We start from the raw sequence: 19,048 nt of genomic DNA on the forward strand, positions 1-19,048 counted from the left end.
CACCGAGGCCGCGACCGGGGTGCATCATCGTGCTGCAGAAGTCGGGGCTGCCGCTGCACCGTGTTGCGGGAGATGAGTGTCTGCACCGAGGCCGCGACCGGGGTGCATCATCGTGCTGCAGAAGTCGGGGCTGCCGCTGCACCGTGTTGCGGGAGATGAGTGTCTGCACCGAGGCCGCGACCGGGGTGCATCATCGTGCTGCAGAAGTCGCGGCTGCCACCGCACGGTGTTGCATGAGACGGGGATGGCGCCCGCGCCGGGGCGCGTCAGGGCTGCCACATCACCGTGCTGCGGAAGTTGCGGCTGCCACCGCACCGTGTTGCGGGAGACGGGACTGCCGCTGCACCGGGGCCCGACGCAGCTGCCGCTGCACCGTGAGACGGAGCGGCCACCGCGCCGAGGCCGCGGCCCGACCCCGGCGTCAGTTGTCGAGCAGGCCCAACCGTCGTGCCACCGCGGCGGCCTCGCCCCGGTTGGAGACCTCCAGCTTGGCGATGATGCGGGAAACGTGGACGCTGGCCGTCTTCGGGGAGATGTAGAGGTCGGCGGCGATCCGGCTGTTGGAGTGGCCCTCGGCGACCAGCCGCAGCACCTCGCGTTCCCGGGCCGTCAGCAGCTCGTCGCGATCGGCCGCGGGTGTCGACGGCCGGATGCCCAGGCGGCGGGTGAGCGTGTCGGCCGCATCGAGGAGCGGCTTCGCGCCCAGCGCCGAGGCGACCGCCACCGCCTCGGCGATGGAATCTGCGGGCGCGGACCGGTCGCCGGCCGCGGCCTGGGCCTCGGCCAGGCTGAGCAGGGCCGACGCCAGCTCGTGGCGATGCCCGTCGGTGCGCCAGGCGGCCACGGCCTCGGCCCAGCGGGCCGGCCCGCCCTCGAGCACGGCCCTCATCTGGGCGGCGAACGCCGTCTCGGCCGGGTAGCGCTGCGGCAACCCCTCGGCAACGCCGGCGACCGCGCCGGCCAGTTCGGTGTCGCCGGCCCGGACCGCGGCCTGGGCGGCGTGGGCCAGGATCGACCACGAATAGCGCGGCAGGACGGTCAGGCGGGGTTCGGCCAGGGCCGTGCGTGCGGCGTCGGCGGCGGTGACCGGGTCGGGGTCGTCGAAGGCGGCGACCAGGCACAGGTCGAGCGTGGCCAGGCGGCCCTCGGTGCTCAGATAGGGCCGGCGCAGAAACGCGGCCGAACGGCTCACCAGGGACTCGGCTCCCTCGCGGCCGCGGGCCAGGCGGATGCGGGCCCGCAGGCGCAACCAGGGCAGCGCCATCGTCTCGGGCGGGTCGAGGCGGGCGGCCTCGGCCAGACGGGCGTCGGCCTCGTCCCACCGGCCCAGGGCGATCAGCGCCTCGGCGTGGTTGGCCAGCAGATAGACCCCGGTCGTGCGGCCGACGCCGATGCGGCCCGCGTCGGGCAGCCCCTCGGCCGCGGCGGCCGCGGAATCCTCGTAGCGCCCGAGCTCGAACAGCGAATCGGACACGCTGACCAGACCTCGCGTCACGCTGGGGAAATCGTCGGCGGCGCGGGCCCGGTCGACGGCCTCACGCATGACCGGCAGGGCATCGCCGGCCGGTATGCGGCCGGAGCACGAGGACCCGTACGCCACCTCGGCCGACACCATCGCGACGAGGTCGCCGGACTGGTGGGCGTCTTCCATCGCGAGGCGTGCCACCTCGGTGCCCTGCTCGGGGTCGACGGCCGAGATGAGGTGGGCCAGCTCGGCCAGCAGCCGGACCCGCGTGGCGCCGCGCGGGGCGTGGGTGAGCAGGCGCAACGCCTCGTCGCACTCGGGCGTGGCGTCGGACTTGCCGGCGGTGCGCAGCAGTTTGGCCCGCCGCACCAGAAGCCGGCCCGCGCGCAGCGGCTCGGCCTCGCAGTCGAGATCGCCGAGGGCGGCCCGGGTGAGGCTGAGCGCGCGCATGTATTCCCCGGAGTCGATCGCGGCCAGCGCCGATTCCTCGAGCAGGTCGAGGTGGTCGATGCCGAGCCGGGCCGCGGCGTCGGGGACGTCTTCCCACAGCTGCAGGACCCGATCGAGCAGACGGGCCTGTTCCCCGTACGCGAAGCGGCACTTGGCCTCATCGGCCGCGATCTTGGCAGTGAGCAGCGCGCGTGGATGATCGTGGGCGGCGTGCCAGTGGTGGGCGATCTCGGCGGCCGCGCGCCCGGCCGCGACCAGTTGCGGTTCGGCCTCGACGGCCTGGGCGTAACGCGCGTGGAGGCGGGCATGCTCGCCGGGGAGCAGGTCGTCGTGTACGGCCTCGCGCACCAGGGCGTGGCGGAACTCGTAACCTCCCTCGGCGTCGACGACCACGACGAGCTGGGCCGCGACGATGACCCGCAGCGCGGACTCGAGGTCGGCCTCGTCCATGCCGGCGACGCGGGCCAGCAGCGCATGGCCGAACCGGGTGCCCCCGACGGCCGCCACCCGCAGCACACGCTGGGCCGGCTCGGGCAGCAGGTCGACCCGGGCGAGAAGCAGGTCGCGCAGGGTGGCCGGGATGTCGCCGCAGGCCGGATCGGCGGTCGCCGCGAACTGCTCGATGAAGAACGGATTGCCCTGGGCGCGCTCGTTGATGGTGTCGACCGTGCGCGGGTCGGGTTCGGCCCCGAGCAGATGGGCCAGCATCTCGGCGGTGCCCTCGCGGTCGAGCCGGTCGAGCTCGAGGCGCAACACACCCCGTACGCGGTCGAGCTCGCCCAGGAAAGGCCGGAGCGGATGCCCGCGGTGGAGCTCGTCGGTGCGGTACGTCGCCACCAGCAGCAGCTGGGGCAGCCGGGCGGCGCGCACCAGGAAGCCGATGAGGTCGCGGGTGGAGCGGTCGGACCAGTGCAGATCTTCCAGTACGAGGACGAGCGGCTGCTCGGCGCTGAGCCGGCCGAACAGCGCGGCGACCGCCTCGAACAGCAGCCCCCGGCGGACGTCACCCTCGGGCGGCGGGCCCAGCTCGGGCAGCAGGCGGGCCAGCTCACGCTCGTGGCCGTCGAGAACCTCGCGGCCCTCGGCGCGCACCAGCTCACGCAGCGCGCCGGCGAACGGGGCGAACGGCAGGCCCTCCTCACCCAGCTCGAGGCACTGACCGGCCAGAACGCGGGCGGGCTCGGGGGCGAGACCTCGCCGGAACTCCTCGACCAGCCGCGTCTTGCCCACTCCCGCCTCACCGCCGACCAGCACGGTCGACGGCTCGGCGTGGCGCGCCCGCTTCAGTGCGTCGCGCAGCACGGCCAGGTCGGCCTCGCGGCCGACGATGACCTCGCTGTGGGCATGCACCGCCATGAGTTCGAGCATGCCATGGGGGTGCGACAGAATTTCCGGCCCGAAATCAGCAGCCGGCCGGGTCCCCCCGAAGCCCGTGACCGTCATGCGGCCACGGCGGCCCGGGCCGGCTGCTGTTCCGCCCGCGACCGGCGTGGCCACCGGCCGAAGCGGCGTACGCGCGCTTCCCGGACCAGCCGCGCCGAGGCCGCCCGGCCGGCGAGCTCACGGGCGCGCTGGTGGTGCAGGTCGAGCATCGTGTAGGGGTCGTTGTAGGGAAACATCGCGGGCTCCTTCGAAGAGTGGGTCCTCCTTGCTGACTTCGACTCTTCGCCCGAAGGCCCCCGCCGGGCATGGGGCAGCTTCCTCATCTTGGGCCGCAGGCCCTCCTTACGCGGTGGGCGAACCTCCCGCCCCGCGTAAGGAGGTCCCGTCCCACTACACTTTCGAGCTATGGCAAAACCCCAGGAGAAGGTGTCGTTCGGCGAGCGCCTGAAGCAGATCGGCCAGGTGTTCTCGTTCACGGCAAAGCAGGACAAATGGTTCGTTCCGCTGCTTCTGGCGGCCGTGCTGATCCCGCTCGCCCTGACTGTTCTCCTGGTGATCCTGTTCGGCTGGATCTACCTGCCCATCGGCATCATGGTCACGCTGCTGGCCGCCGTCATCGTGCTCAACCTGCGCTCCAACGCCGCGATGATGAACGCGGCCGAGGGCCAGCCCGGCGCCGCGGCCTCGCTGATGGAGAACATGCGCGGTGACTGGCGCGTCCGCCCCGCCGCCGCGTCGACCACCCAGTTCGACATGGTCCACGTGGTGATCGGCCGCCCCGGCGTGATCCTGCTGGCCGAAGGCAACCCGCAGCGCGTCCGCGGCCTGCTCGGCCAGGAGAAGAAGCGCTTGGCCAAGGTCATCGGCAACGCCCCGCTCTACGACTACGTCATCGGCTCCGACGAGGGCCAGCTCCCGGTCCGCAAGCTGCGCACCACGATGATGCGCCTGCCGCGAAACCTGACCGGCAAGGACGTGAACTCCCTCGACAAGCGCCTGGGCGCCCTGATGGCCCGCCCCCAGATGCCGAAGGGCGCCATCCCCAAGAACATGCGCCCCAGCAAGGGAGCGTTCCGCCAGCAGCGGCCGCGCTAAAAGCAAACAACGACAAAAGCGTTCCCGTACGCTCCCACGCGCGCAAACCAAGCGCCAACTTCCCGCGTACGCCTCCTGACACGCCCGCCAAGCAGTCAGTCTCCCGCGTACGTGTTCTCGTGCGCGTGCCGAGCGGCGAGCCTGCCCCTCCTTACGTCTGTTGGCCGGCCTTCTTGCGCACTCCAGGAGTCGGCGTGGCCTTTGCCGGCTCGTTGGCTCTGTGCGCGGTGCTGAGCACGGCACGTCTCGACGTCCGACGTTGCCGGCGGAGCGCTGCGGTGGCCGCGGCGCTCCGCGCTTGACGACGGGCATTCGAGGTCGCCGCAAAGGCCGTGTCCCTGGCCCTGGCGACGGCATCATTGTGGCGCGTTCGGCCGATCTCTGCGGGCGGGCTGTGGATAACTGTGGACTGTGGACAAGTCTGGTTTGTCGACCGGGTGGTCGGTGCCGCAAGCCGGAAAGGCGTCGCCAGGCGTTGACCGTGATCGTTACCTTGTGGTCATGACTTGGCTGCGTTCGGTGGTGGGATTGTTCCGGAAGCGGGAGCTGACCAAGGAAGAGCGTCTGCGTCAGGCGCAGCGGGCCAGCATGCAGGCCTCGCGGCAGAGCCGGCGCATGCGTGTGGGCAAGATGGCCGGCAAGGGCGGCGGCGGTCAGGACTACAACGCCACAGACGCGGCCATCGGCAGCGACGCCGGAACGCCGTCGGGCATGTAGCGCCTGCCCTGGGCGGGCGGCTCGCCCACAGGCGAACGGGCGCGGTCGAGCAGGGCGTGCCGAGTGGGGCCTGCTTGGGCGCGGTCGAGCAGGGCGTGTCGAGTGGGGCAGTTGCGCAGCCGCGGTCAGCGGGGCACGCCAAGTGGGGCAGTTGCGCAGGCGTGGTCGAGCACGCGCAGCCGGGCATCGTGGCAATGTGAAGGTGGCCGGGCGCGTGGGCATCAACCCGCCCGGCCGGCCGGGTGATCCGGGCCCCCGCCGGGTGGCTGGTGTCGGCGGCGCTAGGCGGGGTCGCGTAGGGACTTGATCACGCGGACCAGCAGGATGCTTCCGCCGCCGATCAGGACCAGGCCGAAAGCGATCGCTATGACGCTGCTTGTGCTCATGGCCTTTTTCAGGGCCGTGGCCGTGGTCTCGGGGGTTGGCGTGGGAGTCACGTAGACGGCGGCGGGAGCGTCGGCGGTTGCGGTCGTGGTGCCGCTCTGCGGGGCCGACGCGGCGGGCGGGACCGCGACCGACGGTGGGACCGGAGGCGCCGCGGTGGGGGCGGTTGCGGCCGGTGGCGGCGTGTTCCCGGTGGTGCAGCCGCTTGCGGGTGGGCGCCAGGTCCCGACGTACGTGGTGAAACTGCTGTCTCTGATCGTCAGCGAACCGCCGATGGGGGCGGGGACCGTGGTGGAACGACCGGGGGCCAGGCGGGTCAGGCGGCCGCTCACCAGGAAGCCGGCGCTGACGTTGGCGCTGGCGGCGTTGGACAGGGTGGCCTGGAAGGAGCCGTCGCAGGCGTTCGTGAAGGCGACCCGGGGCTGGGGCTGACACTCGGCCGAGCCGCCGCGGTAGTGGGCCAGTGTGCCGGAGGAGCGGCTGCCCGAGGTGCCCAAGGTCCTTGCGCCGTACGGGTTGTCGGTGCTCGTGACCTCGTCCAGCAGCTCGTTGCCGAGGATCGCGGTGACCTGGGTGTTACAGGGCGGGACGACGACGTCCAAACTGACGCTGCGGCGGGACGAGGTGATCGAGGCGCGGTCGGTCGAGTACACGAACTGGCCGGCGTTGCCCGTGCCCGCCGTGTAGGCGATCATCGCGAACGCCTGCGTCTGGCCGGGGCACAAAGGCCGTACGGAGGAAATGGTCGTCTTGCCGGAATTGCCGTTGAACGTGTGACGGAAGGTGGCGGAGGAGGCGGCCGTGCACGACTCGGCGGCCGAAGCGGTGACCGGTGCTACGAACGCGGTCGCCACGGCGGCGAGCAGAAGCATGGTCCGGCGCACCCTGGCGACCTCCTGGAAACCGTACGAGACCTCATTATCAAAATCGGCCGAAATATCGGATTTGCTTAGCGCGGAGGGCAGCCCGGCGTGGGGGAGGGCGGGCGCGGCTGGCAGAGGCGCGAAGAGCAGGGCGCGGAGGGCAGGAGTGCGAAGCGGCGCGCGGGGGAGGGGGCGGAGGACAGAGGTTGCGGCGCGGGGAAAGCGCGGAGGGCGGGAAGTGGAGCACCGCGCATACAACGATGCCCCGGCCTCGTGGCGAGACCGGGGCATCGGCGGAAGACGGGTTACTTACGCGCCTCGAGGGCCTGCTTGTAGAGGCGGCCCGCCCGGTACGACGACCGGACCAGCGGCCCGCTCATCACGCCGGCGAAGCCGATCTGCTCGGCCTCCTCGCGCAGCTCGACGAACTCTTCGGGCTTGACCCACCGCTCGACCGGGTGGTGACGCGGCGTCGGGCGCAGGTATTGCGTGATGGTGATCAGCTCGCAGCCCGCGTTGTGCAGGTCGCGCAGCGCCTGGGAGATCTCGGCCCGCTCCTCGCCCATGCCCAGGATCAGGTTGCTCTTGGTGACCAGGTCGGCCGCGCGGGCCTGGGTGATCACGTCGAGGGAGCGTTCGTAGCGGAAGCCGGGACGGATCCGCTTGAAGATGCGCGGCACGGTCTCGACGTTGTGCGCGAGCACCTCGGGCGCGGCCCCGAACACCTCGGCCAGCTGGTCGGGCTCGGCGTTGAAGTCGGGGATCAGCAGCTCGACACCGCAGTCGGGCTGGAGCTTGTGGATCTGACGGACGGTCTCGGCGTAGAGCCAGGCGCCGCCGTCGGGCAGGTCGTCGCGGGCGACGCCGGTGACGGTCGCGTATTTCAGGCCCATCGTGGCGACGGACTCGCCCACACGACGCGGCTCGTCGGCGTCGAACTCGGCCGGCTTGCCCGTGTCGATCTGGCAGAAGTCACAGCGCCGCGTGCACTGGTCGCCGCCGATGAGGAACGTGGCCTCGCGGTCTTCCCAGCACTCGTAGATGTTGGGACACCCGGCCTCCTGACAGACCGTGTGCAGGCCTTCCTTCTGCACCAGCCCGCGCATCTGGGTGTATTCCGGCCCCATCTTCGCTTTGACCTTGATCCACGGAGGCTTCCGCTCGATCGGAGTTTCGGCGTTGCGCGCTTCGATGCGCAGCATGCGGCGGCCCTCGGGAGCAATAGTCACAGGGTCGAGGTTACGCCTGAATAGGTCCCTGCCTAGACAGGGGCGACGAGGCTCACGTGACGTCTCCTGTGACCGCCGCCACATGAAACGTGTTAAATGCCTTTCGCACGGCCGTTGCCCCTTGTTAACGTCGCCGCACGGCGTTGACGGAACCGAGTAGCACCCCGATCCGCCGGCCGAGAGAGCCACCGCGAGCTGTGAAGGTGGCCCGCGCGCCGGGGTGCGAAGACACTCCCGAGCCGAGCACGACAAGAGGCGCCCGCGAGGGCGCGAAGGTGTGGTGGTACCGCGAGGATCCCGCTCGCCCACGCCTCCCTGGGGCCGCGTTGCCGAATCCAAGGAGGTCACCCACCGTGCAACGCATCCTCTCCTCCCAGCTCACGGCCCATGTCCGCGAGACCGTGACGATCGCCGGCTGGATTCACCGCCGCCGCCTGCTCAAGGCGGTGGCCTTCCTGATCGTCCGGGACGCTGAGGGGCTCAGTCAGGTCGTCGTCACCGAACCGGCGGCCCGGACCCAGCTCGAGGAGCTCACCGAGGAGACCGTCGTCGAGGTGGTCGCCACGGTCACCCCGAACGAGCAGGCGCCCGGCGGCGTCGAGCTCACCGAGCCCAAGATCCGCGTCCTCTCCGGCGTGGCCGCGCCGCTGCCGTTCGAGCTGCACCGCCCCGCGATCGGGGCCGCGCTGCCGACGCAGCTCGACCACGCGGCGCTCGCCCTGCGGCACCCCACGCGCCGGTCGGCCCTGCGGATCGCGGCAGCCGCGACGGCCGGCTTCCGGGCCGCGCTCACCGAGCAGCGCTTCGTCGAGATCCAGACGCCGAAGATCGTGGCGTCGGCCACCGAGTCCGGTGCGAACGTGTTCGAACTGGACTACTTCGGCCGTCCCGGCTATCTCGCCCAGTCGCCGCAGTTCTACAAGCAGCTCATGGTCGGCGTCTTCGAGCGGGTCTTCGAGGTCGGTCCGGTCTTCCGGGCCGAACCCAGCGACACCGTGCGGCACCTGGCGCAGTACACGTCGCTCGACGCCGAGATGGGCTTCATCGCCGACCACCGCGACGTGATGGCGATGCTGACGCGGACGCTCTCCGGGATGATGGCCGCGGCGGCGCCCTTCGCGGAGGTGCCGCCGGTGCCGTCGGAGATCCCCGCCGTGCACTTCACCGAGGCGTTGCGCATCGCCGGAGCACCCGCCGACGAGCCCGACCTGGCCCCCGCGCACGAGCGGGCGCTGGGCGAATGGGCGCTGCGCGAGCACGGTTCGGAATTCGTCTACGTGACCGGTTATCCGATGCGGAAGCGGCCGTTCTACACACACCCCGACCCGGCCCGACCGGCGTACTCGAACGGTTTCGACCTGCTTTTCCGAGGCCTCGAGATCGTGACCGGTGGCCAGCGCCTGCACCGATGGACCGACTATGTGGAGGCGCTGACCCGAGCCGGCGAGCCCCTGGAGCCGTACGCGGGATATCTGGACGGCTTCCGCTACGGCATGCCCCCGCACGGCGGCTGGGCGATCGGCCTGGAACGCTTCGTGGCCCGCCTGACCGGGACCGCGAACGTGCGCGAGGTGACCGCCTTCCCGCGCGACCTCAACCGCATAACCCCATAGATCAGTTTCCTTCCGTACGGCGGTGGGGCCCCTCGGGTGTCGAGGGGCCCCACCGTCCAGGCCTTACGGTCCGACCGCAACCGGGATCGGGTCTCCCGAGACCGATGGTCCGCCGGTGAGCCGGGTGAGGTCGGCCGCCGCCCACGCGCCGCCGGACAACCTGAGCTCCCGGACGTGATCGTCCCGGTCCCGGTAGACAACACGTTGCGTGTCGGTCAGGAACGTCGTCAGGTATCCGGCTGGGCGTCCGTCGGCACGGCTGTCCCCGGACAGGGGTGCCAGTCGTTGCGAGGTCCACGCGCCGGTCGGCTGCTGCACGAACTGCCAGACCTGGCCTCCGGAGTCGCGGAACTGGACGGTCGCCAACGGCGTCGCGATACCCCACGGGTCGTCGGAGACCGATGCCGTCGCGCCGGCGAGCCGGTTCAGGTCGGCGAACTTCCACCCGCCCGCCCCGGCCGGGGAGAAGAGCTCGTGGATGTGGTTGTCGTCGCCGCGGTAGATCACCCGGGCCCCCGACGAGGACAGGTAACCCTTCGGCGTGCCACGCACGTCCGAGCCCCGGCCGGCGAGCGCGTTCAGGTCGGCGTGCACCCATCCGGACGTGCCGAGGAACATTTCGTGGACGCGATTGTCGGTGCCCCGGTAGACGACACGGGGTGCCGGCGACGCGTAGCCGTACGGGTCGCTGCGGACCTGAGCGTTCCGGTTACCCGCCACGTTGGACAAAGCGGTCAGGTCGGACCGGGCCCATCGGGTGCCGTCAAAAGACAGCTCGTGGAGACGGTCGTCCCCGGTCCGGTAGACCACCCGCGGCGCCGGCGCCAGGAAGACCTGCGGTGAACCGACCGCCTTCTGCCCCGATGGAAGCCGTCCGGTCGGCGGGACACCGGCGGCCGTGGACAGATTTTCGTCCCGCCACACGCCGCGTGCGTCGTTGACCAGCTGGTGGATCCGGCCGTCCTCGGCCCGATAGACGACGCCCACCGTGGTGCCCTGCTTGTAGCTGGAGACCTGCCCGGCGGCGGGAACGGCGCCGTAGGTCACGCGGGTGACGTCGGTCCACGCCCAGGCGCGGTCCGGGCCGAGCGCGTACTCGAGCACGTGCCCGTCCGACACCACATGGACCCGCGCGGAGGGATTCGTCGAAGCTGTCTGCAGAGTGACCGAGAGGGGCAGGTGGTCGGAGACCTCCCAGTACTTCTTCGTGCTCCCGGCGCGTTTCGGAATCTGGGCGTCCTCGTCCGGGACGTTCGCCGCCACGACCTCGTATCCGCTGTTCTTCCCGACGAAGGCGTAGTCGATCCGCGCGGTCGGAATGATCCGGCCCACGTTGGCTTTGGCGTTCTTCCGCACCGGGTTGGTGAGGCCGCATTCGGGTGGTCCGGGTTTGGTCAACGTCCCGATCGCGAAGAAGCACGAAGCCTGCTCGGCCGCTTTCGGGTGCAGGGCGGCCCACGCGTCGGTCAGGACCGACGAGAATGCCTGGCCGGCCGGTTCCCACGCGAACGAGTTGAGGTCGCCGACCAGCACCGGGCGGAAAGTGCCGCGTTCCGCCGTCCGATCCTGCTCGATGCGGGCCAGCGCGGCCTGAGCCTGGGCGCCCATCTGGCCGGCCTTGTTGGTCAGATGCGTGTTGTAGAAGTACATCTTCTGCCCGCGCACAGTCAGCGTCGCGCGCATCAGGAAGCGGTCGTGATCGCCCGTCCCGGCCGGGAGGAGTTTCCAGCTGGTGCTGCCGGTCAACGGATAACGGCTCAAGATCGCCGTGCCCTCACCGGTCCAGAAGCTCACCTGTTTCCAGAAGCAGTACGGCAGGGCGCAGGAATCGGCCCAGCCGAGCTTCCGCGCGACCTGGCCGGCCTCGTACCGATTGATCTCCTGCAGTCCGACGACGTCGGCGTTCTCGGCGGCGATGGCGTCGGCGTAGTCGGTCGGGCCGCCGGGCTCGTGCCGATCCGGGGAATCGTTGTTGCCGCGCACGTTGTAGGACATCACCGTGAAGCGGGCCTGCTCACCACCCCCGCCGAGGGCGGCGTCGATGGCCTTCTTGATGCCCTCGGTGTCGGAGGCCGGAAAATACGATCCGCCGGTTGCCGTGGCGATGCAGGACAGTTCGGTCTCGGCCTGGCCGTCCGTCTGGAAGCCGACGGTGAAGGCGGTGAAGGCGATGCCCTGCTGCTCCTTCAGTTCACGCGCGACCGGGCACGGATCGCCACAGCTGCTCTGCCCGTCGGAAACCAGAATGAGGACCTTCTCCTTGGCGCCGGCCGGAAAGTTCGCGGCCGCCGACCGGAGTGCGTCCGGTGTCGGCGTCCCACCACTGGCCTCCAGGGCGCCCACGGCCGTGTGCAGGGACTCCCGATTGCCCACACCGGGCGGAACCAGCAGCTCCCCGCCGTCACCGCAGGCGCCGCCGTAGCGCTGCACGCCGGCCACATCGCTCGCCGGAAGGGCGTCGATGCCGGCGTTCAACGCGGACTTGGCCTCGTTCAGCCGCGTGCCCGCCATGGACCCCGACGTATCGACCACAAACATCACCGCCCGCCCGTCGGCGGCCGACGCCACCGGCGCCGTCAGCGTGACGAACGCTCCCGCGGTCACAAGAAGCGCGACACCGCAGACTGTGAACCGGAACGATCTCCACCGATGCGCTGAACCCATCGCGTACCTCCTGGACCGGTTGAGCATGGACAGCTATATCGATGCCCAACGGCGCCCGGAAGCCGAGGTTGTGTCACCGGGGCCGACCGTTCCTTCAATCCACCCGAACGGTCGCGTGGCCGTGGGCGATCCGCGGGATCGTGCACCGGCCGTAGGACCCCCTTCCGGGTCCCGAAGACGGATGAGCCGTCCGCCAAGATCGCTTCGGCCGCTGTAGTGCCATCCCCAACCCCCACCCGCCACTGGGGATAAGGAAGCAAGCTACGCCCGTGTCAAGGTGATCAAGCTGGTTGTCCACAGCTCCTGCGGCGGCCGGGGCGGAATGTGGACAACCGATTTTGATCTCCGGCTCGGCGTAAAGTCCCGTTCGTGGTCATCGATCTCGATGTTGGGCCCGCTCACCGTGAGCGGGTCAGAAGTGCGGGATCGGTTCGCTACGCGGTCGTGGCGGTTGTCGCCGCGGCTCTGCTTCTGCTCGGGGGCTCGGCCGCTCTGCCCCGCGGCTCCGGGGTCGTCGAGGTGCTCAAGGCCGACGCCCGCGGACTGTCGGCCGAGCTGCTCACGACCGAGGCGCTTTACGTCGTACGGTCGGACGGGCTGGTCCAGGCGACCCCGCTCTGTGCGGGGTGCCCGTCGTGGAGTGCCCAGATCACGGCGGGGCAGCGGGTGACCTCGGCCGGGGCCGGGACGCTCGTCATCGACGCGAACGACGCGGGGGTGGCGACGTTTGTCGACGCTCGTACGGGCGCTGTGCTGTGGAGCCGGGACGGCTTTCCGGTGGTGCAGCTGGTCGGCGGGCGGGTGGCCGACTGGAACCCGGAAGACGGGGTGCTGAGCGTGCGTGACCTGCGGACCGGGCGCCTGTTCTGGAAACGGCCGGCCGCGGGGTTCACGGGCGACGACCGGCGGATCGTGCTGCTCGAGGGGACGCGGGCCGCTGTCTACGCCGCCGAGGACGGGCGAGAGCTCACCGGGTTCAGTGATCTCGGCGTACCGGAGGAACTGAACTTCTCTGCCCCGGGCGCGGGAGCGTTGATCGTGGGGGAGAGGCTGATCGTCTTCGGCGGGAACCGCATCGCGTCCTACCGGCTCGACGGGCTCTCGCGGGAATGGATCAAAAAGGTCGTTTCCCCGTACGCGGTCGCGAGTTGCGGCGATGCGCTGCTGTGCGCGATCGGGTACGAGGGGGCGACCGTGCTCGATCTCGTCACGGGTGTCGAGCGGTGGAACGGCGAGCAGTGGCGCCTGGTCACCGAGAGCGGCGTGCTGACCGACGTGAACGGGCGTTCCGCTCGGGTCGACCTCGCCACCGGCCGGGTCGAGGCCGACTTCGGGCGGGGGCGGCCGGTCAGCGACCTGGTCTTCTATCCCGAAGGCGACCGGACGACGCTGGTCGGGCCGGAGGACGGCCGCGTCCGGGCGGTCATCCCGCGGGTCACGCCCGACGCCTGCTCGACCGCCGGTGACCTGCTGGCCTGCCGGCGCTACGACCTGACCGTCACGGTGTGGCGCACAACGGGCTAGGCGGTCCCGGCAGCGGCGTGCCGCCCGGCAACGGGCCAGGAGCGAGGGGCGTAGTGCCGCGCGGGGCCAGGAGCGTGGGGCGTAGTGCCCGCGCGGGGCCGAGAGCGCGGCGACGGCGGCCGGCGGGCTAGGAGAGGACCGCGATGGTCATGCCGATCACGATCGCGAACGGGATGATCGTGGTGCAGATGAGGATCACCCAGGCGATGGGGTGGCCGAAGTTCAGCGACACCCCACCGCCACGTTTGGGGACGAAGACGCGCTTGTCGTTCGGGTCCCGGTAGAGAGCCATCAGAGCAGGGTAGTGAGGTGCTTCTCGACGACCGGCAGCACCTCGGCCACCGTCACGTCGCGGCCCAGCTCGGCCGAGAGCGACGTCACGCCGGCGTCGCGGATACCGCACGGGGTGAAGCGGTCGAAGTTCGCCAGGTCGCAGTCGGCGTTGATGGCGAAACCGTGCTGCGTCACGCCGCGGGCGACCCGGATGCCGATCGCGGCGATCTTGCGGTCGGGGCCGCGGTCGTCGGCCAGGACCCACGCGCCGCTGCGGCCCTTGATGTCGGAGCGGGCGGCGGTGACACCGAACTCGGCGCACACGTCGATCAACATCTGTTCCGTACGGCGGACGTAGGCGACCACGTCGATCGGGTCCGGCAGCTTGAGGATCGGGTAGCCGACCAGTTGGCCGGGGCCGTGCCAGGTGATCTTGCCGCCGCGGTCGACGTCGACGACGGGGGTGCCGTCGATCGGCAGGTCGGCCGGTTCGGTGCGCTTGCCCGCCGTGAGCACGCTGGGGTGCTCGAGCAGCAGGACCGTGTCGGGCTGGGTGCCGTCCACCACGGCGTCGTGCAGGCGCCGCTGCTCGTCCCAGGCCTCGCGATAGTCGACCAGGCCGGGCCGCAGGACAGTGAGCGTGGAAGTTGTCACGCGATCCACGTTAGTCCCCTGCCGGCCGGTCGACCGGATCCACACCGGGACGGATGCGCCACACCAGCACGTCGCCGACGCGCTCGGGCTCGCCCAGCAGGTCACGCGCGGTGACCTCGACCGCCGAGCGGAACAGCGGGCCCTCGGGACCGGTGATCTCGTCGGGCAGGAACAGCGCGTTGATGCCCCAGCGCTGGAAGTCGGCGCGGGCGGTGGCCCGGTCGGCGTTGTCCAGGTCGGCGATGTAGCCGTAGAGGGCGGCCCGCAGGAACAGCCAGTCGGTGGCGCGCGGGACGGCCCCGATGCGGCCCTTGCCCTCGACGCCGTCGATGTCGGGACCGAGGAAATAGCCGTCGGGGATGCGGAACATCTGGCCGCCCCGGGCCATCGTGTACGCCTGCCAGCGCTGCCCGTCGGCCGCCACGTTGATCGCGAACGGCAGCGCGCTGATGACGCCGCCGTCGGGGACGTACCTCTCCCACGTGCCGTCGGCGATGAACTTCGGCTCGGGGGCGCGGTGCCGGTATTCGAGCGGGATCGGGAAGATCGGCAGGAGGGCGACGACCAGGCCCATCACGTACAGGGGCTGGGGTTTGACCTGGCCGAAGGCCTGCTCGCACGCCATCGCCAGGATCACGCCGAAGACACCGACCAGCACCAGGGCGAAACGGGCCGGGAGCGCCGCGTCGAACAGCGGCACGTGCTGGAGGAGGGCGTACAGAAGGGGAATGGGGGTTTCGCTCCCGGCCACCCGCAGCCGGGGGCCGAGCGAGATGAGCAGGAACAGCCCGCCCACCACCATCAGGGCCCGCAGGGTCGCGCGGCGGCGGTCGTCCGCGTTCCGATAGAGCATCACCAGCGACACGATGATCAGGATCATCAGCGGCAGGCCGAAGAAGCTCTGCTCCTCGGTGCGGTTGGCCGCCAGGTCGTTGTCGAGCCCGGCCCAGCTGGCCAGCGACCGGTCGGCGAACGCGAAGAACGAGAACAGGTCCTCGGAGTAGTGCCGCTGGTTGAAGCCGGTGCCCTTGAAGGTCTGCGGGCCCGCGAAGTGCATGTAGAGCGGGTAGGCGAGCAGGGCGCCGGCCACCACGGCGGTGACTCCGAGCCCGGCCAGGAACTTCGGCAGCGCCGCCCGCGCCTCGGCCCGGTTGATCGGGGCGAGCGCCCACGTGATCACGAACACGCCACCGGCCAGCGCCGCGAAGAACAGGCCCTCGGCCGCGATCGAGAAGCCGAGCGCGAGCGTCACACCCAGCAGCAGGCCGTTGCGCAGCCAGCGGCCGGTGTCGCGCATCTTGAGCAGCCGCCACAGCACCAGCGGCGCGATCCAGCCCGAGGTCCAGTTGAGGTGGCCGTTGGCGTGTGCGATGAAGCCCGGCGCGAACCCGCAGAACAGGCCGGCCAGCGCGGCCGCGGCCCGGTTGGCGGTGATCCAGCGGCCGAGGAACAGGTACCACGCGAAGGCGGAGCCGGCCAGGTTGAGTGTGAGGATCGTCAGGAACGTGACCTGCGGGCCGGCCAGCATCGTCAGCGGGGCGAACAGGATCGCGTACACCGTGATCGAGGTGTTGGCGGCCAGGTTCACGCCGTCCGGCACGTTCAGCAGATCGGTGAAGAACGGGTCGCCGCCGTGCTGCAGCAGGTGCACGCCGTAGGACAGCACCCATTCGAAGAACGCCTGGTCGCCGACGTTCTCGGCGACGGCGTGCTGAAACGGGTCCTGCCACAGCCGGCTGATCACGTAATAGCCGAGCAGGAGGGCGGCCAGCGCGACGAACAGATGCGACCGCCACCGCCGGGTCGCCGCGGGGGCGTCGGGCGGGGCCGGCTCGTCGGCGGCGGACGTGGTGGTGGGAACGGCGACGGACATCAGGCGCAGGTTAGCAAGCCCGCACCGCTGCTCAGCGCGATGCCGTCGCTTCCTGCCCGACGGCGGCCCGCAGAGCGGACTCGATGGTCGGGTGCGTCCACCGGAAACCGGCCCGTTCCAGCACCGCCGGGACGACCCGGCTGCTGCGCAGGGATTCGCCGGCGAGCTCGCCCAGCGCCAGGAACAGGGCCGGGCTGGGGACCGACAGGAGCGCCGGGCGGTGGACGGCGGACGCCAGGGCCTTGGTGAACTCGGCGTTGGTGGCCGGCTCCCGCCCGACCAGGTTGACCGGGCCCGCGATGTCTTCGCGCTCGAGCACGAACTCGGCCGCACCGAGCCAGTCGGGCACGTTGGTCCACGGCATCCACTGCTTGCCGCCGCCCAGCTTGGCCCCGGCGCCCAGCTTGAACAGCAGCACCAGCCGCTCGACCAGGGTCTCGACGGCGATGCCGGTGCGCAGGAGCACGACGCGTACGCCGGCGTCCTCGGCGGGCCGGGCGGCGGCCTCCCACACGCGGCACAGGTCGGCCAGGAACGTGTTGCCGGCCGGCGCCTCCTCGGTGACCGGGTTGTCACCGGTGTCGCCGTACCAGCCGACGGCAGAGGCCTGCAGCAGCGTGTGCGGTCGGTCGGCCTCGGGCAGCTTGCGGATCGCCCGGGCGAGCGTGCCGGTGGTGTCGACCCGGCTCGAGCGCAGTTCGCTCTTGTAGCGGGCCGTCCAGCGCTTGGCGCCGACGTTCGCGCCGGACAGGTTGATCACCACGTCGGCCGCGGCCACCACGTGCGGGTCGATCTGCCCCTGGGAGGGCTGCCAGGTGGCCTCGTCGGGCTTCTCGGCGGGCCGGCGCACCAGCCGGGTCACCTCGTGGCCGCTCTCGCGCAGCCGCTCGACGAACGGCGTGCCGAGGAAGCCGGAACCGCCGGAGATCAGGATCCGCATGGTTCTCATCATGCCCTGAAATGAACCCGTTCAAAACGAAGGGAGCGCCCGGGATGATCCCGGACGCTCCCTGTCGTCGGTGTCGTTACGCGAGACCCAGGTCGCCCTCGAAGTGGCCGCCCTCGAGGCGCTCCTTCAGCGTGACCAGGAAGCGGGCGGCGTCGGCGCCGTCCACGATCCGGTGGTCGTAGCTCAGGGCCAGGTAGACCATCGAGCGCGGCGCGATGATCTCGCCCAGCTCGGGGTCGTTGATGACCACGGCCCGCTTGACCACGGCGCCGGTGCCCAGGATGCCGACCTGCGGCTGGTTGATGATCGGCGTGTCGAAGAGCGCGCCCCGGCTGCCCGTGTTGGTCAGCGTGAACGTGCCGCCCGAGATCTCGTCCGGGCCGATCTTGTTGTTGCGGGTGCGGTCGGCCACGTCGGCGATCCGCTTGGCCAGCCCGGCCAGGTTGAGGTCACCGGCGTCCTTGATGACCGGGACGATCAGGCCCTTCGGCGTGTCGACGGCCATGCCGAGGTGCTCGGCGTCGTGGTAGGTGACCGTGCCGGCCTCCTGGTCGATCGACGAGTTCACGACCGGGTGCTGGCGCAGCGCCTCGACGGCGGCCAGGGCGAAGAACGGCAGGAAGCTGAGCTTGACGCCGTGCTGGGCCAGGAAGTCGGCCTTCGCCTTGTTCCGCAGCTGGGCGATCCTGGTCACGTCGACCTCGACCACCGTGGTGAGCTGCGCCGAGATCTGCAGCGACTCGACCATGCGACGGGCGATCGTCGCGCGGGTGCGGGTCAGCTTCTCGGTGCGGCCCCGCAGCGGGCTCGGGGCCGGCTTGGCGGCTGCGGCGGGCTTGGCGGCCGGCTGGGCCGGGGCGGGCGCCGGAGCGGCCTTGGCGGCGGCCGCCTTGTCGGCGGCGTCGGTCACGTCCTGCTTGCGGATGCGGCCGCCGACGCCGGTGCCGGTCAGGGTCGACAGGTCGACGCCCTTCTCGGCGGCCAGCTTGCGGACCAGCGGCGTGACGTAACCGGCGTCGCCGGCGCCGTTCGGGCTGGCCGTCTCGGTGCGCGGCGTCGACGGGGCGGGCGGCTCGGCCTTGGCCTCGGCCGCCACCGGGTCCTTCGACGTCTCGGCCTCGGGGGCCGGGTCGGCGTAGGACTCGCCGGACGGCGCGAAGTCGGGCGCGGGGGCCGACTCGACCTTCGGGGCTTCCTGCTCCTGCTTGGGGGCGGGAGCCTGCTGCGGGGCCGGCGCTGCCTTCTCCGGCGCCGGCGCGGGAGCCGCACCCTCGGCGCCGATGATCGCCAGGTCGGCGCCGACGTCGGCCGTCTCGTCCTCCTGCACCTTGATCTCGAGCAGCGTGCCCGCGACCGGCGAGGGGATCTCGGTGTCGACCTTGTCGGTCGAGACCTCGAGCAGCGGCTCGTCGACCTCGATCGAGTCGCCGACCGCCTTGAGCCAGCGGGTGACGGTGCCCTCGGTGACGCTCTCGCCGAGCGCCGGCATCTTCACCGCGGTGCCCTCGCCGCTGGAGGCGGAGGCGGTCTGCGGGGCCGGGGCCTCCTCCTCGACCGGCTTCTCGGTCGACGGGGTGGTCGGCGCCGCCGGCTCGGGCTCGGGCTCCGGCTCGGCCTGCTGCTGGGCCGGGGCGGGGGCGGAGGTGTCCGCCTCCTCGCCGTCGCCGGCGATGACCGCGAGCTCGCTGCCGACGTCGGCCGTCTCGTCCTCGCCGACGACGATCCGGGTGAGCACACCCGCGGCCGGCGACGGGATCTCCGTGTCGACCTTGTCGGTGGAGACCTCGAGCAGCGGCTCGTCGGCCTCCACCCGCTCGCCCTCCTGCTTCAGCCAGCGAGTGACGGTGCCCTCGGTGACGCTCTCACCCAGCCGCGGCATGGTGACCGATGTCGGCATGTCTCAGAACTCCTT

At 71.2% G+C, this 19,048-nt stretch carries 14 protein-coding genes; 4 read left to right on the forward strand and 10 right to left on the reverse strand.

Annotated elements, in window-relative coordinates; translation table 11 throughout:
- Positions 1 to 421: 421 nt before the first annotated feature.
- Positions 422 to 3,271 (reverse strand): ATP-binding protein, encoded by a 2,850-nt coding sequence (locus JIG36_RS06010; protein WP_236045991.1) that lies wholly within the window; start codon positions 3,269 to 3,271, stop codon positions 422 to 424.
- A gap of 83 nt (positions 3,272 to 3,354) precedes the next feature.
- Positions 3,355 to 3,534, reverse strand: coding sequence for a hypothetical protein (locus JIG36_RS06015; RefSeq protein WP_203375048.1), 180 nt, complete (start codon positions 3,532 to 3,534; stop codon positions 3,355 to 3,357).
- A gap of 169 nt (positions 3,535 to 3,703) precedes the next feature.
- Here JIG36_RS06015 and JIG36_RS06020 point away from each other — a divergent pair, with 169 nt between their 5' ends.
- Both JIG36_RS06020 and JIG36_RS06025 read left to right on the forward strand, forming a co-directional pair.
- Entirely contained in the window at positions 3,704 to 4,393 is a 690-nt protein-coding gene (locus JIG36_RS06020) for a DUF4191 domain-containing protein (RefSeq protein WP_203375049.1), read from the forward strand.
- Positions 4,394 to 4,894: 501 nt separating this feature from the next.
- Positions 4,895 to 5,110, forward strand: a complete 216-nt coding sequence (locus tag JIG36_RS06025) for a hypothetical protein (RefSeq protein WP_203375050.1) — start codon at positions 4,895 to 4,897, stop codon at positions 5,108 to 5,110.
- A gap of 281 nt (positions 5,111 to 5,391) precedes the next feature.
- Here the strand turns inward: JIG36_RS06025 and JIG36_RS06030 are convergent, their stop codons facing one another.
- Positions 5,392 to 6,366 (reverse strand): hypothetical protein, encoded by a 975-nt coding sequence (locus tag JIG36_RS06030; protein ID WP_203375051.1) that lies wholly within the window; start codon positions 6,364 to 6,366, stop codon positions 5,392 to 5,394.
- Positions 6,367 to 6,662: 296 nt separating this feature from the next.
- Positions 6,663 to 7,559: a lipoyl synthase gene (gene lipA, locus JIG36_RS06035; protein ID WP_203375761.1), complete on the reverse strand. Its 897-nt coding sequence runs from the start codon at positions 7,557 to 7,559 to the stop codon at positions 6,663 to 6,665.
- Positions 7,560 to 7,939: 380 nt separating this feature from the next.
- On the opposite strand from lipA, the gene aspS reads away from it, so the two are divergent.
- A complete protein-coding gene (gene aspS, locus JIG36_RS06040; protein WP_203375052.1) occupies positions 7,940 to 9,199 on the forward strand; it encodes an aspartate--tRNA(Asn) ligase in 1,260 nt (419 codons plus the stop codon).
- A gap of 63 nt (positions 9,200 to 9,262) precedes the next feature.
- On the opposite strand, the gene JIG36_RS06045 is transcribed toward aspS, so the two are convergent.
- On the reverse strand, positions 9,263 to 11,803 hold the full coding sequence (locus tag JIG36_RS06045; RefSeq protein ID WP_307872591.1) for an endonuclease/exonuclease/phosphatase family protein: 2,541 nt from the start codon (positions 11,801 to 11,803) through the stop codon (positions 9,263 to 9,265).
- 429 nt (positions 11,804 to 12,232) lie between these two features.
- On the opposite strand from JIG36_RS06045, the gene JIG36_RS06050 reads away from it, so the two are divergent.
- The gene (locus tag JIG36_RS06050; protein ID WP_236046007.1) at positions 12,233 to 13,387 is read left to right on the forward strand and encodes a PQQ-binding-like beta-propeller repeat protein; all 1,155 of its coding nucleotides are present in this window, start codon (positions 12,233 to 12,235) and stop codon (positions 13,385 to 13,387) included.
- A 127-nt stretch (positions 13,388 to 13,514) separates the two neighbouring features.
- Here the strand turns inward: JIG36_RS06050 and JIG36_RS06055 are convergent, their stop codons facing one another.
- From JIG36_RS06055 to sucB, 5 genes are all read right to left on the reverse strand, one after another.
- Positions 13,515 to 13,679 carry a DUF5808 domain-containing protein gene (locus JIG36_RS06055; RefSeq protein WP_203375055.1) on the reverse strand — a complete coding sequence of 55 codons (165 nt, stop codon included), beginning with the start codon at positions 13,677 to 13,679 and terminating at the stop codon, positions 13,515 to 13,517.
- Complete coding sequence (lipB, locus tag JIG36_RS06060; RefSeq protein WP_203375056.1) at positions 13,679 to 14,314, reverse strand: lipoyl(octanoyl) transferase LipB; 636 nt, start codon at positions 14,312 to 14,314, stop codon at positions 13,679 to 13,681. Before lipB ends, JIG36_RS06055 begins: the two co-directional genes overlap by 1 nt.
- A gap of 10 nt (positions 14,315 to 14,324) precedes the next feature.
- The gene (locus JIG36_RS06065; protein WP_203375057.1) at positions 14,325 to 16,187 is read right to left on the reverse strand and encodes a DUF6311 domain-containing protein; all 1,863 of its coding nucleotides are present in this window, start codon (positions 16,185 to 16,187) and stop codon (positions 14,325 to 14,327) included.
- 31 nt (positions 16,188 to 16,218) lie between these two features.
- A complete protein-coding gene (locus tag JIG36_RS06070; protein WP_203375058.1) occupies positions 16,219 to 17,127 on the reverse strand; it encodes a TIGR01777 family oxidoreductase in 909 nt (302 codons plus the stop codon).
- Positions 17,128 to 17,212: 85 nt separating this feature from the next.
- Positions 17,213 to 19,033: a 2-oxoglutarate dehydrogenase, E2 component, dihydrolipoamide succinyltransferase gene (gene sucB / locus JIG36_RS06075; protein WP_203375059.1), complete on the reverse strand. Its 1,821-nt coding sequence runs from the start codon at positions 19,031 to 19,033 to the stop codon at positions 17,213 to 17,215.
- Between the last annotated feature and the right edge of the window lie 15 nt (positions 19,034 to 19,048).

It is taken from the genome of Paractinoplanes ovalisporus, from assembly GCF_016834655.1.
GTDB classification, from domain to species: domain Bacteria; phylum Actinomycetota; class Actinomycetes; order Mycobacteriales; family Micromonosporaceae; genus Actinoplanes; species Actinoplanes ovalisporus.

Bases quoted from the DNA above. Each gene is read 5' to 3' on its own strand.
- JIG36_RS06010 (WP_236045991.1), bottom strand. From the start codon at position 3,271: ATGGCGGTGCATGCCCACAGCGAGGTCATCGTCGGCCGCGAGGCCGAC.
- JIG36_RS06055 (WP_203375055.1), bottom strand. From the start codon at position 13,679: ATGGCTCTCTACCGGGACCCGAACGACAAGCGCGTCTTCGTCCCCAAA.
- JIG36_RS06025 (WP_203375050.1), top strand. From the start codon at position 4,895: ATGACTTGGCTGCGTTCGGTGGTGGGATTGTTCCGGAAGCGGGAGCTG.
- lipA (WP_203375761.1), bottom strand. From the start codon at position 7,559: ATGCTGCGCATCGAAGCGCGCAACGCCGAAACTCCGATCGAGCGGAAG.
- JIG36_RS06070 (WP_203375058.1), bottom strand. From the start codon at position 17,127: ATGCGGATCCTGATCTCCGGCGGTTCCGGCTTCCTCGGCACGCCGTTC.
- JIG36_RS06015 (WP_203375048.1), bottom strand. From the start codon at position 3,534: ATGTTTCCCTACAACGACCCCTACACGATGCTCGACCTGCACCACCAG.
- JIG36_RS06065 (WP_203375057.1), bottom strand. From the start codon at position 16,187: ATGTCCGTCGCCGTTCCCACCACCACGTCCGCCGCCGACGAGCCGGCC.
- JIG36_RS06020 (WP_203375049.1), top strand. From the start codon at position 3,704: ATGGCAAAACCCCAGGAGAAGGTGTCGTTCGGCGAGCGCCTGAAGCAG.
- sucB (WP_203375059.1), bottom strand. From the start codon at position 19,033: ATGCCGACATCGGTCACCATGCCGCGGCTGGGTGAGAGCGTCACCGAG.
- JIG36_RS06030 (WP_203375051.1), bottom strand. From the start codon at position 6,366: ATGCTTCTGCTCGCCGCCGTGGCGACCGCGTTCGTAGCACCGGTCACC.